Source organism: Pseudomonas sp. FFPRI_1 (assembly GCF_055384485.1).
Window position 1 is genome coordinate 2,204,784 of sequence record NZ_AP029168.1, and the last position, 15,936, is coordinate 2,220,719.

The window sequence follows — 15,936 nt, forward strand, 5'->3', positions numbered from 1 at the left end:
TTGTCGCAGGGACTGCCTTTCGCGAATTATTGTATACAAAAAATAAATTCATTGTGTTCTATTTGTTGTATCGGACTTCTCCTACAAGAAGCTTCCCCAGGCTTTCTCAATAACAAGATAAGGACGGCACCCATGAGCGCTTTAACCTTGAAAGTCGCAATCAACCTGGCCAACCAGGCCATCAGTGCAGGGCGCAAGATCAGTGCGGCTCCGTTGACCATCGCAGTACTGGATGCCGGCGGGCACCTGGTGACCCTGCAACGGGAAGATGGCGCCAGCCTGCTGCGGCCGCAGATCGCCATCGGCAAGGCCTGGGGCGCGGTTGCCCTGGGCAAGGGCTCGCGCCTGCTGGCTCTGGATGCACAGCAGCGTCCGGCGTTCATCGGTGCGTTGAACGGTCTGGGGCAGGGCAGCGTGGTGCCGGCGCCGGGCGGGGTATTGATTCGGGATCAGGCGGGGCTGGTGATCGGGGCGATCGGCATCAGCGGGGATACGTCGGACATTGATGAACAGTGCGCCATCAGCGCTATCGAGGCCCAGGGCCTGAAGGCCGACGCCGGCGTCGCTGCCTGACCCGGCACGGGCGGCCAAGGCTCGGGCGACACCCGCTCAACAAGGCTCGAAGGGGCTTTGGGGGCAGGGCGTTCGCCACGAGCGCTGCGCAGGTTCGCCGCCTGCGCCAGTGCTCAATCGAAGGAAGGCTGGAGTGGCCCGGTTCTCAGCGGTCCGGCTCACAGCCCTTGAGCACCAGGCGGATGATGGTCTGCGCGGCGGCCTCGTAGTCGTCTTCGTCGAGCTTGGTCTTGCCGGTGACCACCGAGATCTGCCAGTCGAAGTCGGCGTAGGTCTGGGTCGCGGCCCAGATGCTGAACATCAGGTGGTTGGGGTCGAGCGGGGCGATCTGCCCGCGGTCGATCCAGGTCTGGATGCATTCGATATTGTGCTTGGCCTGGGCGTTGAGCTGTTCCACCTGGTCCGGGCTCAGGTGCGGGGCGCCGTGCATGATCTCGCTGGCGAATACCTTGGAGGCGAACGGCAGGTCGCGGGAGATGCGGATCTTCGAGCGAATGTAGCCGCTGAGCACTTCGCTGGGCACACCGTCGGCATTGAACGGGGTGGAGGCCTGGAGAATCGGCTCGATGATGCTTTCCAGCACCTCGCGGTAGAGGTTTTCCTTGGACTTGAAGTAGTAGTAGACGTTGGGCTTGGGCAACCCGGCCTTGGCGGCGATGTCGCTGGTCTTGGTCGCCGCAAAGCCCTTGTCGGCAAACTCTTCACTGGCGGCCCGCAGGATCAGTTCTTTATTGCGCTCGCGGATGGTGCTCATAAACCAGAGGATTCCTTGCCTGTTCGGGCGGTTGCGCATGGTAGCACCGGCGTTGCGCGGGGCTCAAGAATGCCGGGGCAGCCCCGGTTTGCCTGCACTTCGGCGCATTTGCCTGTCACCGAGCTGAACAACAATGCAACGTCTTCAGCGGTGTAAAAGGCGGCTGCTAGAGTTCAAGACACTGCTCGGGTCGCTGGCCTGTGGAGCCCTCGCGGCAATGGGCTCGGTTCGCCATTCACCAGGGTTCAATCAGGCTTGGATCGGGTGCTGAGTCGTGAACAAGAACAGGCGAAGCAACACCACTCTGCTCATCACCGCTCTGATACTGCTGGCGCTGGCCGGCGGTCTCTGGTTCTTCCTGTCCGCCTCACGGCATCCGGCCAAGGCTCCGTCCTCCGCCGAACCGGTGGTGGCGGTGGCGGTGCAGTTGCAGGATGTGCCGGTGTATATCGATGCCCTGGGCACGGTGACCCCCACCCGCAGTGTGACGGTGATCACTCAGGTCGACGGCATCCTGGCCAGCGTCGAATTCAATGAAGGTCAACAGGTGCACAAGGGCCAGGTGATCGCGCGGATCGACGATCGTACGCTCAAGGCGCAACTGGCCCAGGCCCGGGGCGTGCTCGCCCATGACCAGGCGCTGCTGGACAACGCGCGGCGCGACCTGGCCCGTTATCGCGAGCTGATCAAGGCCGGCTCGGTCAGCCAGCAGACCCTGGATACCCAGGTGTCGACGGTGCAGCAACAGGCGGGAACCGTGGCCGCCGACCAGGGCAGTGTGCAGAACCTCGAAGTGCAATTGAGCTACTGCACCATCACCTCCCCGGTGGAGGGCGTGGCCGGCCTGCGCCTGGTGGACCCAGGCAACTACGTGAGCTCCAGCAGTACCACCGGGATCGTGGTGATTACCCAGATGGAGCCGGCCAACGTGGTGTTCGCGGTGCCCGAGGATGACCTCGGGACGATCAGCCAGGCTGTGGCCAGGGGGCCGGTACCGGTGCTGGCCTACGACCGCAACAAGCACGATCTGCTGGCCACCGGCAGCCTGTTGGCGCTGGACAACCAGGTCAACACCAGCACCGGGACCATCAACGTCAAGGCGCGCTTCGATGGCGCGGGCCGGCGCCTGTTCCCCAATCAGTTCGTCAACGCCAGGCTCAAGGCCGACACCCTGGCTCAGGTGCCGGTGGTGCCGACCCGGGCGATCCAGCATGGCAGCCAGGGTGATTTCGTGTTTGTCGTGGCCGGGAGCAAGGCCAGCCTGCGCCACATCAAGGCCGGTCCCGCCAGTGGCGATGTCACCGCGATCCTCGATTCCGGGCTCAAGGCCGGCGAGCAGGTGATCACCGAGGGGGCGGACAAGCTCGATGACGGTTCGGCGGTAAAGGTCGTCGCCCAATAAGGAGCCGCCGATGAACGTCTCGCGTCCCTTTATCCAGCGCCCGGTGGCCACCACCTTGCTGATGGTGGCCGTGCTGTTGCTGGGGATGCTCGGTTATCACCTGTTGTCGGTGTCGGCCCTGCCCGAGGTGGATTACCCGACCATCCAGGTCTACACCCAGTACCCGGGGGCAAGCCCGGAGGTGATCAGTTCCTCGATCACCGCGCCCCTGGAGCGCCAGCTCGGCGAGATGCCGGGGCTCAAGTCCATGGGCTCCAGCAGTTCCAATGGTGCCTCGGTGGTGACCCTGCAGTTCGACCTGGCCCTGTCCCTGGATGTGGCCGAACAGGAGGTGCAGGCGGCGATCAATGCGGCCGGGACCTTCCTGCCGAGCAACCTGCCGTACCCGCCGGTGTACAGCAAGGTCAACCCGGCGGATGCGCCAGTGCTGACCCTGTCCCTGACCTCCGACGTGCTGCCCCTGACCAAGGTCGAGGACCTGGCGGACACCCGCCTGGCGCAGAAAATCTCGCAGATCTCCGGGGTCGGCCTGGTGACCATCAGCGGTGGCCAGCGCCCGGCCGTGCGGGTCGAGGCCAACACTTCGGCGTTGAACAATCTCGGCCTGTCCCTGGATGACCTGCGCACGCTGCTGGGCACGGCCAACGTCAACCAGGCCAAGGGCAATATCGACGGCCGCTACCAGGCGTACTCCATTGGTGCCAACGATCAGCTGCAGTCGGCGGACGAGTACCGTGACCTGGTGATCGCCTACAAGAATGGCGCGCCGATTCGCCTGGCGCAGATCGCCAGTTCGGTGCAGGGGCCGGAGAACCCGCGCCAGGCGGCCTGGACCAACAGCACCCCGTCGATCGTCCTGAACATCCAGCGCCAGCCCGGGGCCAATGTCATCGAGGTGGTGGACCGGGTCCAGCAACTGCTGCCCAAGCTGCGGGCCAGCCTGCCGGGCACCCTCAAGGTCGAGGTGCTCACCGATCGGACCCAGACCATTCGTGCCTCGGTGGTGGATGTGCAGTTCGAGCTGGCGGTGGCGGTGCTGCTGGTGGTGCTGGTGATCTTCCTGTTCCTGCGCAACGTTGCGGCCACAGTGATCCCGGCAGTGACCGTACCCCTGACCCTGGTGGGCACCCTGGCGGTGGCCTATGCCCTGGGATTTTCCCTGAACAATTTGACCTTGATGGCGCTCACCATCGCCATCGGTTTTGTGGTCGACGACGCCATCGTCATGATCGAGAACATCACCCGTTACCTCGAGGCCGGTGATCCGCCGTTGCAGGCGGCGCTCAAGGGGGCCGAGCAGATCGGCTTCACCATCATCTCGCTGTCGGTGGCGCTGATCGCGGTGATGATCCCGCTGCTGTTCATGGGCGATGTGGTGGGGCGGCTGTTTCGCGAGTTCGCCATGACCGTGGCGGTGACCATCGTGATTTCGGCGCTGATTTCCCTGACCCTGACCCCGATGATGTGCGCGCGCATGCTCAAGCACCGCCAGGGCGAGCGCCGGGCGGATTTTTTTGACCGCGTCAACCAGCACTATGTGCGCGGCCTGGACTGGGTGCTGGCCCATCGCACCCTGACCCTGCTTTCGGTGGTGCTGACCGCGGTGTTGACGCTGTTGACCCTGGTGCTGATGCCCAAGGGCTTTTTTCCCGAACAGGACACCGGGCTGATCCAGGGGATTTCCCAGGCCGCGCCGAGCATTTCCTTCCAGCAGATGCAGGAACAGCAGCAGCGCCTGGCGGCGCGAATCCTCAAGGATCCGGCGGTGCAGAGCCTGTCGTCGTTCGTCGGCATCGACCAGACCAACCCGACCTTGAACCAGGGCAACCTGCTGATCAACCTCAAGCCTCGGAATCAGCGCGACAGCAGCGCGGCGGTGATCCGCCGGCTGGCCGATGGCAATGCCGACGACGCCGGCATCCGCCTGTACCTGCACGGGGTCCAGGACCTGACCCTGGATGCCACCGTCTCCACCACCAGCTATCGCTTGGGCCTGCAGGCCACCGACGCGGACCTGCTGGAGCAGTGGACCGGCAAGATGCTTGTCGCGCTGAAGCAGGACCCGATGTTCAGCGACGTGCAAAGCCAGGCCATGCAGTTCGGCAACCAGATCCAGCTGAACATCGACCGCGCCACCGCCTCGCGCCTGGGCGTGACGCCCCAGGCCATCGACGATGTGCTCTACGACGCCTTCGGCCAGCGCCAGGTGTCGACCCTCTACACCCAGCTCAACCAGTACCACGTGGTCATGGCCACCGACCGCCCGCCGCGCAACCTGGCGGACCTGCTGACCGGCCTCTATGTGAACATTCCCGGCGGCGGGGTGGCTCCGCTGTCGAGCATGATCACTCAGCAGGTGCAGCGTGCGCCCCTGACCATCAACCGCCTGGGGCAGTTTCCCTATGCCGATGTCTCGTTCAACCTGGCCTCCGGCCAGACCCTGGGCGCGGCGGTGAACCGACTGCGGCAGATCGAAGCCCAGGTGGGCTTGCCGGCCTCGGTGCAAGCCTCGCTGGAAGGCGCGGCGGCGACCTTCGAAGCGTCGCTGTCGAACCAGGTGTTCCTGGTGCTGGCAGCGATCGTCGTGGTCTACCTGATGCTGGGGATCCTCTACGAGAGCTTCGTGCACCCGGTGACCATCCTCTCGACCCTGCTCTCGGCAGCCCTGGGCGCGTTGCTGGCGCTGCTGATCACCGGCACCCAGTTCGACATCATCGGCCTGATCGGCATCGTGCTACTGATCGGTATCGTCATGAAGAACGGCATCATGATGGTGGACTTCGCCCTGGAGCTGGAGCGCAAGGGTGGCCTCACGCCCCAGGCGGCGATTCGCCAGGCGGCGGAACTGCGCTTCCGGCCGATCCTGATGACCAGCATGGCCTCGCTGTTCGGTGCGGTGCCCCTGGCGCTGGGCACCGGGATCGGCTCGGAGCTGCGGCATCCCCTGGGGATCGCAATCATTGGCGGCTTGCTCCTGAGCCAACTGCTGACGCTGTTTTCCACGCCGGTGATCTTCCTGGCCATGCACGGCCTGGGGCAGCGTTTGAAGGGGCGGCGCACGGGCGGGCAGGGGAACGGCGATGAACCTTAGCGCGCCGTTCATCCAGCGTCCGATCGCCACCACCCTGCTGGCGGCCGGGCTGGCGCTGTTCGGCATCCTGGCCTTCAACCTGTTGCCGGTGGCGCCGCTGCCGGAGGTGGATTTTCCCACCATCAGCGTGCGCGCCTCGCTGCCCGGGGCTGATCCGCATACCGTGGCCAGCTCGGTGGCCACGCCCCTGGAACGCCAGTTCGGGCAGATCGCCGGGGTCACCCAGATGACCTCTTCGAGCACCCTGGGGGCGACCCGGATCAACCTGCAGTTCGACCTCAACCGCGACATCGACGGTGCCGCCCGGGACGTGCAGGCGGCGATCAATGCCGCGCGCAGCAACCTGCCCAGCGACCTGTCGGGCAACCCCACCTATCGCAAGGTCAACCCGGCCGACTCGCCGATCCTGATCATCAGCCTGACGTCGGACAGTGCCACGCCGGGGCAGATGTACGACGTCGCCTCGACCCTGCTGGAGCAGCGTCTGCTGCAGACCCGCGGGGTTGGTGACGTGACCGTCGGCGGTGGGGCCTTGCCGGCGGTGCGGGTCGAGCTCAACCCGGACCGGCTCAACCATTACGGGGTCAGCCTGGAACAGGTGCGGCAGGTGATCGCCGCGGCCAACGTCAACCTGCCCAAGGGGGCGATCACCCTTGGCCAGCAGAACCATGTGCTGAGCGCCAACGACCAGCTCTACGCGACCGGCGACTATGCCGACCTGGTGGTCAAGCAGAGCAATGGCAGCCTGGTGCGCATCGCTGACCTGGGCTACGTGCGCGAGGACGTCGAGGACCTGCGCAACTTCGGCCTGTTCAACGGCAAGCCGGCGGTGCTGCTGGTGATCTTCAAGCAGCCGGGGGCCAACGTCATCGACACCGTGGACGCGGTGAAGGCCGAGCTGCCGTTCCTCCAGGCCTCGATCCCCGCCTCGATCCACCTCAACGTGCTGATGGACCGCACCACCACCATCCGCGCTTCGTTGCGGGATGTGGAGCTGAGCCTGATCGCCTCGATCGTGCTGGTGACCTTGGTGACCCTCGCCTTTTTCCGCGACTGGCGCAGCACCCTGGTGCCGGCCATCGTGGTGCCGCTGTCGCTGCTGGGCACCTTCGGCGCCATGTATTTCCTCGGCTACAGCCTGAACAACCTGTCGCTGATGGCCCTGACCATTTCCACCGGCTTCGTGGTGGACGATGCCATCGTCGTGGTGGAAAACATCATGCGCCACCTGGAACGCGGCGAGTCGCGGTTGCAGGCGGCGCTGGCCGGGGCCCGGGAGGTGGGCTTCACGGTGCTGAGCATCAGCGTGTCGCTGGTGGCGGTGTTCATTCCGCTGCTGTTGATGGGCGGCATCGTCGGGCGCCTGTTCCGTGAGTTTTCGGTGTCGCTGTCGGTGTCGATCGTCATTTCGATGCTGATTTCCCTGACGGTGACACCGATGCTTTCCAGCGTGCTGTTGCGCACCCGCGAGTTATTGCCCGAAGGCACCCAGCCCCTGGACTCGCGGGTGCATCGCTTCTACGACCGCTCCCTGGGCTGGGTCATCGCGCGTTCGCGGATGATGGGGCTGGTGACACTGCTGGTGATCTTCCTCGCGGGCGCCTTGTATGTGCTGGTGCCCAAGGGCTTCTTTCCTCAGGAGGACACCGGTCGCTTGTCCGGCAGCATCCTGGCGGCGCAGAGCATTTCCTACGGTGCCATGCAGAAGGATTTTCTGCAGATCAACCGCAAGGTCATGCACAACCCCAATGTCGCCACGGTCGGCGGTTTCGTCGGTGGGGGCGGCGGTGGCGGGGCGATCAACAGTGCGCAACTGTTCATCGCCCTCAAGCCCCTGGAGCAGCGCCATGCCAGTGCCGACCAGGTGATCGCGCAGATCCGCCAGACCCTGGGGGACATGCCTGGCACGCGGCTGTACCTGCAGTCGGTGCAGGACGTCACCGTGGGCGGGCGCCAGAGCGGCGCGCAGTACCAATACACCCTGACCGCCGATGACCAGAGCGACCTCGACCAGTGGGTGCCCAAGGTGGTGGCGGTGCTGCGTGGCCTGCCCCAGCTCAAGGACCTGAACACCGACCAGCAGGACAACAGCCTGCTGGCCAATGTCCAGGTCAACCGCGACAGCGCCTCGCGCCTGGGGGTGAGCATGGCGGCCATTGACCAGACCCTCTACGACGCGTTCGGCCAGCGTCAGGTCTCGACCCTCTATCGGGCGGCCAACCAGTACCACGTGGTGATGGAGGTGGCCCCGCAGTACTGGACCGATCCCTCGACCCTGAACTCGATCTACCTGCCCCCCGGGGCGGTGGTCACGGGCAAGGGCGGGGCCGCCAGCCCGGACCTTTCCGCCAATGCCCAGCAGACGCTGATTGCGCTGTCGGCGGCGGCCGAACCGTCGGTGCAGCGCACTGCCATTGCCATCAGCCACCAGGGCACTTTTCCGGCAGTGACCGCTTCGTTCAACCTGGCGCCGGGGGTGTCCATCGGCCAGGCCACTGCCCTGGTGGACCAGGCCGTGGCTCAATTGTGCATGCCGGCCAGCGTGGTCGGGCAATTTGCCGGCACGGCCCAGGTGTTCCAGTCCTCGGTGGCCAGCGAACCCTTGCTGATCGCCGCCGCCTTGCTCTCGGTGTACATCGTGCTGGGCATCCTCTACGAAAACCTGATGCACCCGCTGACTATTCTTTCGACCTTGCCCTCGGCCGGCCTCGGGGCCCTGATCGCCTTGCTGCTGACAGGCACCGAGCTGTCGATCATTGCCCTGGTAGGGGTGATTCTGCTGATCGGCATCGTCAAGAAGAACGCCATCATGATGATCGGCATCGTCAAGAAGAACGCCATCATGATGATCGACTTCGCCATTACCGAGCGCCAGCAGCAGGGGCTCAGCGCCCAGGACGCGATCCGCCGGGCCTGCCTGATCCGCTTCCGGCCGATCATGATGACCACCCTGGCGGCGATGCTCGGCGCGCTGCCCCTGGTGCTGGGCAGCGGCTACGGCTCGGAGCTGCGCCGCCCGCTGGGGATCTCGATCATCGGTGGCTTGCTGCTCAGCCAGGTGCTGACGCTGTACACCACGCCTGTTATCTACCTGTGGCTCGACCGGGCGTCCCAGCGCCTGGGCCGGGTCGTCAAGGAGGCATGATCATGCATGGCCAGATGGGCAGAACATGGTGCAGCGCGGCATTGCTCAGCCTGCTGCTGGGCGGCTGCATGGTCGGGCCGGACTATCGACAACCGGACATGACACTGCCCACCACTTTCAAGGAGGGCGGGCAATGGCAACGGGCGGTGGCCAACCCCCAGGGCGCCCTGGACAGCCAATGGTGGCTGGCCTATCAGGATCCGCAGCTCAACGAGCTGGTCCAGCGTTCGGCCAGCGCCAACCAGTCGATCGTTGCCGCCGAGGCCGCCTACCGGCTGGCCCAGGCCCAGGTGGCGTCCAGTCGCGCCGGGCTGTTCCCGACCATCAGCGCCGGGCTTTCCGGGTCGCGCGGCGTGGGTGGCAGCAGTGGCACCAGCAGTACCAGCGGCAGCACCAGTAGCAGCGGCTCTGGAAGTGTCGAACAGAGTGTCAGCGCCACCCTGGGAGCCAGCTGGGAACCGGACCTGTGGGGGCAGGTGCGGCGCGGCATCGAATCGAGCCAGGCCCTGGCCCAGTCCTCCGATGCGCTGCTGGCCGGGGTACGGTTGTCGATCAGCGCCAGCGTGGCGAGCAATTACCTGAGCCTGCGGCACCTGGACATCGACATCGGCCTGTTGCAGGAGCAGCAGCGGATCACCCAGCGGCTGCAGGACATGACCCAGGCCGCTTACGTTCAGGGCACCGCCTCCAACGATCAGTTGCTGCTGGTCCAGGATCAACTGAGCTCGGTAGTGGCGGCCTTGCAGACGGCGCAGATCTCCCGTGAGCAGTACGAGCATGCCCTGGCAGTACTGGTCGGCCTGGCGCCGGCACAGTTCAGCCTGGCGCCGCTGGCCGACTACCGCTTCCATGTGCCCCGTCCGCCCCTGAGCCTGCCCTCGACCCTGCTGCTGCGCCGGCCCGACGTGGTCTCGGCGGAGCGCACGGCCGCTGCAGCCAACGCCAGGATCGGCGTGGCCGAGGCGGCGTTTTTCCCGACCCTGGACCTGACCGCTGAAGTGGGCTTTCGCGGTAGCGCCCTGGGCGGCCTGTTCTCGGTGCCGAACCGGATCTGGAGCCTCGGTCCGGCGCTGGCGGCCACGTTGTTCGACGGTGGCGCCCGGGAAGCGGCGCTGCAACAGGCCCATGCCAGCTATGACCAGGATGTGGCCAACTACCGGGGCACCGTGCTGGCGGCACTGCAGAACGTCGAGGACCAGCTGTCGTCGGTCAATCACCTGCAGCTTCAGGTGGACACCTATCAGCAGGTTTTCCAACGCAACCAGCAACTGTTCGGCAGCCAGCAGGCCCAACTGCAGGCCGGCACGGTCAGCGCTCAGAGCCTGCTGACCCAGCAACTGGTGCTGCTGCAGGCCGAGCAGAACCTGCGTGACTCCCAGGGCCAATTGAGCCTGGGCAGCGTGGCCCTGATCCAGAGCCTGGGAGGGGGGTGGCAGGGGCCGGGGATGGTTGCGCCCTGACGCAGTCGATCTCGCGTCAGGCGCGCCCGGCGCGTTATGCTGCGCGCCTTTATTCACCTAGGGAAGCCTGGTCCATGGCAGGAAGCAGTTTGCTGGTTTTGCTCGACGACATCGCCGCCGTACTCGATGACGTGGCCCTGATGACCAAGATGGCGGCGAAGAAGACCGCCGGGGTGCTGGGCGATGATCTGGCCCTCAACGCCCAACAGGTGACCGGGGTGCGCGCCGAGCGCGAGATTCCGGTGGTCTGGGCCGTGGCCAAGGGCTCGTTTCGCAACAAGCTGATCCTGGTTCCGGCGGCATTGGCCATCAGTGCCCTGGCCCCCTGGCTGGTGACGCCGTTGCTGATGATCGGCGGTGCATACCTGTGCTTCGAGGGATTCGAGAAGCTGGCGCACAAATACCTGCACAGTGCCGAAGAGGCGGCCGGGCACAGTGAAACACTGCAGGCACTGGCCGATCCGCAGGTGGACCTGGTGGCCTTTGAGAAGGACAAGATCAAGGGCGCGATCCGCACCGACTTCATTCTTTCCGCCGAAATCATCGCCATCACCCTGGGCATCGTGGCCGGGGCTTCGCTGACCCAGCAGGTGGTGGTGCTCTCGGGGATTGCAATTGTCATGACCGCCGGCGTCTACGGCCTGGTGGCCGGCATCGTCAAGCTCGATGACCTGGGCCTGTGGCTGGCGCACAAGCCCGGGGCTCTGGCCAAGCGCCTGGGCGGGGCTATCCTGCGGGCGGCGCCGCTGATGATGAAGAGCCTGTCGGTGATCGGCACCGCGGCGATGTTCATGGTCGGTGGCGGCATCCTGACCCACGGCGTCCCTGCCGTGCACCATTTGATCGAAGGGCTGGCCGAGCGCAGCGCCGGTGCGATTGGCGCGGCAGCGGTGATCATGCCGACCCTGCTCAGCGCGGTGGCCGGGGTCATCGCCGGGGCGCTGGTACTGGCGGTGGTGACGCTGGCAGGCAAGGCCTGGCGCGCGCTACGCGGCTGACGGCCCGATTCAGACCGACGCCGGCAGCGCGGAGGGCGCTGGCGCCGTTGCCTGCTGCTGGCACCAGCGGTGCCAGGTGAACTGCAATTGCAGGATCGCTGCCCGGGCCATCTCCTGGGCCTGCACGGTCAAGTCCGTGTCGCGGGCCAGGGCCGCGAGCAGGGCCTGGGATGCCGAATCCAGCTGTTCAGTACGAGTCGGCCCCGGGCCGCCGTGCCTGAGCAGCGCAGCCAATTGTGCCAGGTACTGGTCGCGCTCGACGGCCAGGGGCCCTCGTGCGGGGTCCAGGCAATTGCGCAACTGCAGCAACTCATCCCCCAGGTCCAGCCCCAGCAGGCCGTTGTCCCAGTGACCGCGACGGTGCTCGGGCTGCATCTGCCAATACCTGGAGACACGGATCAGCCGGTCGGCCATGCGCCCGCCGAACCAGCTTTCGGCCTGCTCCGGTGGGCGTGAGGTGAGTTGGGCCAGATCGAACAGCGAAGCCTTGAACATCCTCCGGTAGTGATGTTCGCCGGGGTTGAGGCTGACCAGGCGCAGCACCACCACGGCGATGCCGACGCCGACCAGGGTCGCCATGGCCTTGTTCAGAAAGGCCCCAAGGTCATAGGTCATCAGGTTGCTGGGCCCGACATTGTTGACGAAAAAGATGCAGAACGCCGAGGCTATCGGCGCCAGCTTGGGTCGGCTCATGCACAACGAGGCGAAGAACAGCGGCACCGCCAGTCCCAGGCACAGCAAAGGGAAGCCGTTCCAGCCGGGCAGCAGGCCGAGGCCGACGAAACCCGCCACGGGGATCGACAAGGCGATGCCCTTGAAGAAGTTCAGGCAGGCTGCCGCCGGGTTCTCACGACCGGCAAACAGGCTCAGCACCACCCCGCAGATCGACACGGCCCCCAGCCCCGCTGGCCAGGCCGACAGCAGCCAGAACGCCGCCACCGCGAGAAAGGCCAGGGCGCTGCGCAGTCCGCCAAGCACGCCTTGCTCGATGTCCCGGTGCCAGGACAGGGCCCCCGGGGCGCCAGGCGGGACCCGGGCCTGTTCCACCGCACTGATGCTGTCGGCACTCTGTTCCACGCGGTTCAGCACCTGGGCCAGTTGCACCAGGCACAGATGGCCTTCGGCTGATAGCGAGCGGTCTGCCAAGGCCTGCTCCAGGCGCAGGGCCAGGGGCGACAAGGTCTGTGCCTGCTGGTCCTCCAACGCCTGGATCGTTGCGCGGATCAAGGGCTCCACCCGCCGGGTATCTTCCGGGTCGAGCATCTGCCGTTGGCGCGCCACGCCCCTGGCGGCCCGCAGTAGCCCGAGCAAATCGCGGCTCAAGACCCGCAGGGCCTGGGAGCGCCGCCGTCCCTGTGGCCCCTCGAACCAGGCGTGATCCCGTTGGGCATCCACGGTGACAATGCGTCCCAGGGCTTCCAGCAGGCCCTTGCGCTGGTCTTCCCCCAGCAGTTCCGAGGCCGCCGCACGACGTCCGGCGAGCCAGGCCGCACGGCCCTGGACGGCCAGCGCCTGTTCGATCCGGCGTGGCCACAGCACGATGCTGGCCACCGAAGCACAAATGATCCCCAGGCCGATTTCCGAACAACGGGCCACGGCCTGGTCGAACACCTGCAGCGGTGCAGCCGTTGCAGGCAAGGCGATGATCGCGGTGGTGTAGCCGGCCAGAACGAAGCCATAGGCGGCATGATTGCGCAGCAGCGAGGCGCCAGTGGTGCAGAACGCCAGCCACAGGGCCATGGCCAGCAGGAACAGCAGCGGCGCCTGGCCCAGGGCGGCAATCAGCAAGATCGAAACCACCGCCCCCACCAGGGTTCCCAGCAGGCGGTAGGCGCCTTTGGCCAGGACCATGCCGCTGCTCGACTGGCTGACGATGAACACGGTGGTCAGGGCCCACTGCGGCTGTTCGAAATCAAGGCGCAGGGCCAGGTACAGGGCCAGACCGCCGGCGATCAGGTTTCTGGCGGCAAACAGCAGGTCGGAGGGGGCGGGGGCGAAGAGTGCCTGCCAGAGATCGGCGACGTGAAAGGACGGTAGTTTCATGTTTCAAGCACATAGATAGCTAGCTAATGATTAGCATCGTATCTATTTTCTCCAAGCCTGCCAATCGGCTTTTCAGCTGGAGTTGCAGGGGCCGGCCGTGGCGGGCGATGGCGGTTTGCGCGAGGGTTGCCCCGCCTGGAGGCGGGGCTGACGGGGAGGGGGTTACTCGGCGATCTGAAGCTTGCGCGACTCGCTGTACACGTAGCGCACTTTTTCGTATTCGAATGGCGAGTTCAGCTGGCCATAGCGGAAGCTGGTCTGGTAGCGCTTGTCGACGCCACGCAGGACCCAGATCTCCGGGTGATTGCTGCTGACTTCCGAGACATTGAGGAAGTTGATCGCCGATTCGGCGGTGTAGTCCACAGCCAGACCGGCGGTGTCCCGCAGGTTCGACGGGCCAAGGATCGGCAGCACCAGGTAGGCGCCGCCGGGCACGCCATAGAAACCCAGGGTCTGGCCGAAGTCTTCGCTCTGGCGCGGCAACCCCATCTTGGTGGCCGGGTCCCACAGCCCGGCCACGCCAATGGTGGTGTTGAGCAACAGCCGCGCGGTGGTGTCCATGGAGCGCTTGCCCTTGAACTGCAGAAGGCTGTTGAGCAGGTTGGGCACGTCCCCCAGGTTGTTGAAGAAGTTGCTGACCCCGGTACGCAGGAAGCTTGGGGTTACGTAGCGGTAACCGTCCACCACGGGCAGGAACACCCATTGGTCGAAGCGGTAGTTGAAGTGGTAGACCCGGCGGTTCCACGACTCCAGCGGGTCGTAGACGTTCAGTGCGTTGAGGGTCGAGCGCTCGAATTCGCGCTGGTCCAGGCCCGGGTTGAACTTGAGCTGCTTCAACGGCTCGGTGAAGCCATCGGGGTCGGGCACGATCGGTGTGTTGGCCTTGCTGTTGTCGGCTTGGGCATAGCCTGCGCAGAGCAACGCGGCGATCAGCAGGAGATGTTTAGCCACGGAAGAACTCCAGCATGGCGTCGCTGTTGACGCGGTAGTTGAGGTTGCCGCAGTGGCCACCATGGGGGTAGACGGTCAGGCGGTCGCCGAAGGTTTTACGCAGGAAGCCCAGGTCTCCAGGGCCGAGGATCACGTCGTCGGCGTTGTGCATTACGGCGATCTTCGGACTGGCCTTGAGGTAGTCCTGCAGGGCGTAGAGGCTCACCTGGTCGATCAGTTGCAACAGGCTGCCGCCATCGGTGCGGGCGCGCCACATCGGGATCACCTGCTCGGTCAGGTAGCAGTCGAAGTCGCACTGCAGGGCACGCTTGAGAAACGGTGTGAGGCTGGTGCCTTCGCGGATCGGGTACTTGGGCGGGGTGATCAGGCCGCGGCGGTTGATCAGGTCCGAAGTGAAGGCGATGTCCGCTGCCGAGAAGCGAAAGGAGGTGCCGATCAGCATCGCCATCTGCTCGTTGGTCAGGTGCTGCTTGGACTGCTGGAAGTCGTACAGCAGGGCATCGTTGAGGTCGATGTAGCCCTTCTGCTGGAAGTAGCGGGTCAGCTTGCCCAGTACCAGCTCGTAGAACGTGGTGCTGTTGTTGATGCCCTTGACCTCGGTCTGCACCAGCTTGTCGAGGTTGGTGATCGAGGTGTAGAGGTTCACCGGCGGGTTGAGCAGCAGGACTTTCTTGAAGTTGAAGCTGCGCCGGGTTTCATCCAGCTTGCTGATGAACGCGGCGTCCAGGGCGCCCAGGCTGTAGCCGGTGAGGTAGAACTCGGTGATCGGCAGCTTGGGGTTCTGCGCCCGCACGGCCTGCATTACCCGGTACATGTCTTCGGCGTCTTCCTGGCTGACCCCGGGGGTGGCGAAGCGCGAGGCGGCGCTGATGAAGTCGAAGCTGGTGGGCGACGACAGTTGCACCACGTGGTAGCCGGCCTTGTAGTAGAGCTTCTTGAGGTATTCGTTGAGGCTGCTGTCGTAGCGCGCACCGGTGCCGGCGATGAGGAAGATCAGTGGCGCGGCGTGGTCCTGGGTGGCGATGCGATAGGTGAGCTTCTTCACCGCCCAGAAATTGTCCGGGAGGATGAACTCACGCTCCGGACGCAAGGTCAGGCTGTAGTCCGACTGATGGATATCATCGTTGGACGGCAGCTCCGGGCGCAGTTCCGGTGGCGTGGTGGCGATGGTGGCTTCGAAGGGGTTGGTCAACGGATAGCCATAACTGGCCGCGTCGATATCGACTGCCAGTGCGGATGCACTCAGGATCAGGCCGCCGAACAGGGCAGCGAAGCGCAAGGAACGAAGCATGACTGTATCCCTAGAGAAGGTACCGAATGAGGTTCGCAGGCTATGACCACCGCGCTGCTGCCGAAGTGCCATGGTTGATCGACAAATATCACCCCGGCCGGTTTTTAACGGTGTGATAGTAGCTGGGCGATACACTTTGCGGCTATTTGCCCGTTGTAAAACTGTGTATTGAGCTTGCCAAGCAGCCTTGGACGATTATGCTGGGCGCCGTTTTGATTGTTCGGAGTG

At 65.2% G+C, this 15,936-nt stretch carries 10 protein-coding genes; 6 read left to right on the forward strand and 4 right to left on the reverse strand.

Annotation, left to right across the window (positions count from 1 at the left end):
- Positions 1–132 precede the first annotated feature (132 nt).
- Positions 133–573: a GlcG/HbpS family heme-binding protein gene (locus ACZ5BO_RS10000; protein WP_464699495.1), complete on the forward strand. Its 441-nt coding sequence runs from the start codon at positions 133–135 to the stop codon at positions 571–573.
- Between the two features lie 145 nt (positions 574–718).
- Here ACZ5BO_RS10000 and ACZ5BO_RS10005 read toward each other — a convergent pair whose 3' ends face one another.
- Complete coding sequence (locus ACZ5BO_RS10005; RefSeq protein ID WP_025132328.1) at positions 719–1,327, reverse strand: TetR/AcrR family transcriptional regulator; 609 nt, start codon at positions 1,325–1,327, stop codon at positions 719–721.
- A gap of 274 nt (positions 1,328–1,601) precedes the next feature.
- Between ACZ5BO_RS10005 and ACZ5BO_RS10010 the strand changes: the two genes are divergently transcribed.
- The 5 genes from ACZ5BO_RS10010 (at position 1,602) to ACZ5BO_RS10030 (ending at position 11,423) form a co-directional block, all read left to right on the forward strand.
- Complete coding sequence (locus ACZ5BO_RS10010) at positions 1,602–2,729, forward strand: efflux RND transporter periplasmic adaptor subunit (RefSeq protein ID WP_025132329.1); 1,128 nt, start codon at positions 1,602–1,604, stop codon at positions 2,727–2,729.
- Positions 2,730–2,739: 10 nt separating this feature from the next.
- On the forward strand, positions 2,740–5,820 hold the full coding sequence (locus tag ACZ5BO_RS10015; protein WP_464699498.1) for an efflux RND transporter permease subunit: 3,081 nt from the start codon (positions 2,740–2,742) through the stop codon (positions 5,818–5,820).
- The gene (locus ACZ5BO_RS10020) at positions 5,810–8,965 is read left to right on the forward strand and encodes an efflux RND transporter permease subunit (RefSeq protein WP_464699500.1); all 3,156 of its coding nucleotides are present in this window, start codon (positions 5,810–5,812) and stop codon (positions 8,963–8,965) included. The genes ACZ5BO_RS10015 and ACZ5BO_RS10020 overlap by 11 nt, the downstream gene beginning before the upstream one ends.
- A 2-nt stretch (positions 8,966–8,967) precedes the next feature.
- Positions 8,968–10,425, forward strand: coding sequence for an efflux transporter outer membrane subunit (locus ACZ5BO_RS10025; protein ID WP_464699502.1), 1,458 nt, complete (start codon positions 8,968–8,970; stop codon positions 10,423–10,425).
- A gap of 74 nt (positions 10,426–10,499) precedes the next feature.
- Positions 10,500–11,423 carry a DUF808 domain-containing protein gene (locus ACZ5BO_RS10030; protein ID WP_464699504.1) on the forward strand — a complete coding sequence of 308 codons (924 nt, stop codon included), beginning with the start codon at positions 10,500–10,502 and terminating at the stop codon, positions 11,421–11,423.
- A gap of 9 nt (positions 11,424–11,432) precedes the next feature.
- Here ACZ5BO_RS10030 and ACZ5BO_RS10035 read toward each other — a convergent pair whose 3' ends face one another.
- From ACZ5BO_RS10035 to ACZ5BO_RS10045, 3 genes are all read right to left on the reverse strand, one after another.
- Complete coding sequence (locus ACZ5BO_RS10035; RefSeq protein WP_464699506.1) at positions 11,433–13,466, reverse strand: FUSC family protein; 2,034 nt, start codon at positions 13,464–13,466, stop codon at positions 11,433–11,435.
- A 162-nt stretch (positions 13,467–13,628) separates the two neighbouring features.
- Positions 13,629–14,417 carry an MlaA family lipoprotein gene (locus tag ACZ5BO_RS10040; protein WP_025128624.1) on the reverse strand — a complete coding sequence of 263 codons (789 nt, stop codon included), beginning with the start codon at positions 14,415–14,417 and terminating at the stop codon, positions 13,629–13,631.
- A complete protein-coding gene (locus ACZ5BO_RS10045; protein ID WP_025128625.1) occupies positions 14,410–15,708 on the reverse strand; it encodes a serine/threonine protein kinase in 1,299 nt (432 codons plus the stop codon). Before ACZ5BO_RS10045 ends, ACZ5BO_RS10040 begins: the two co-directional genes overlap by 8 nt.
- Between the last annotated feature and the right edge of the window lie 228 nt (positions 15,709–15,936).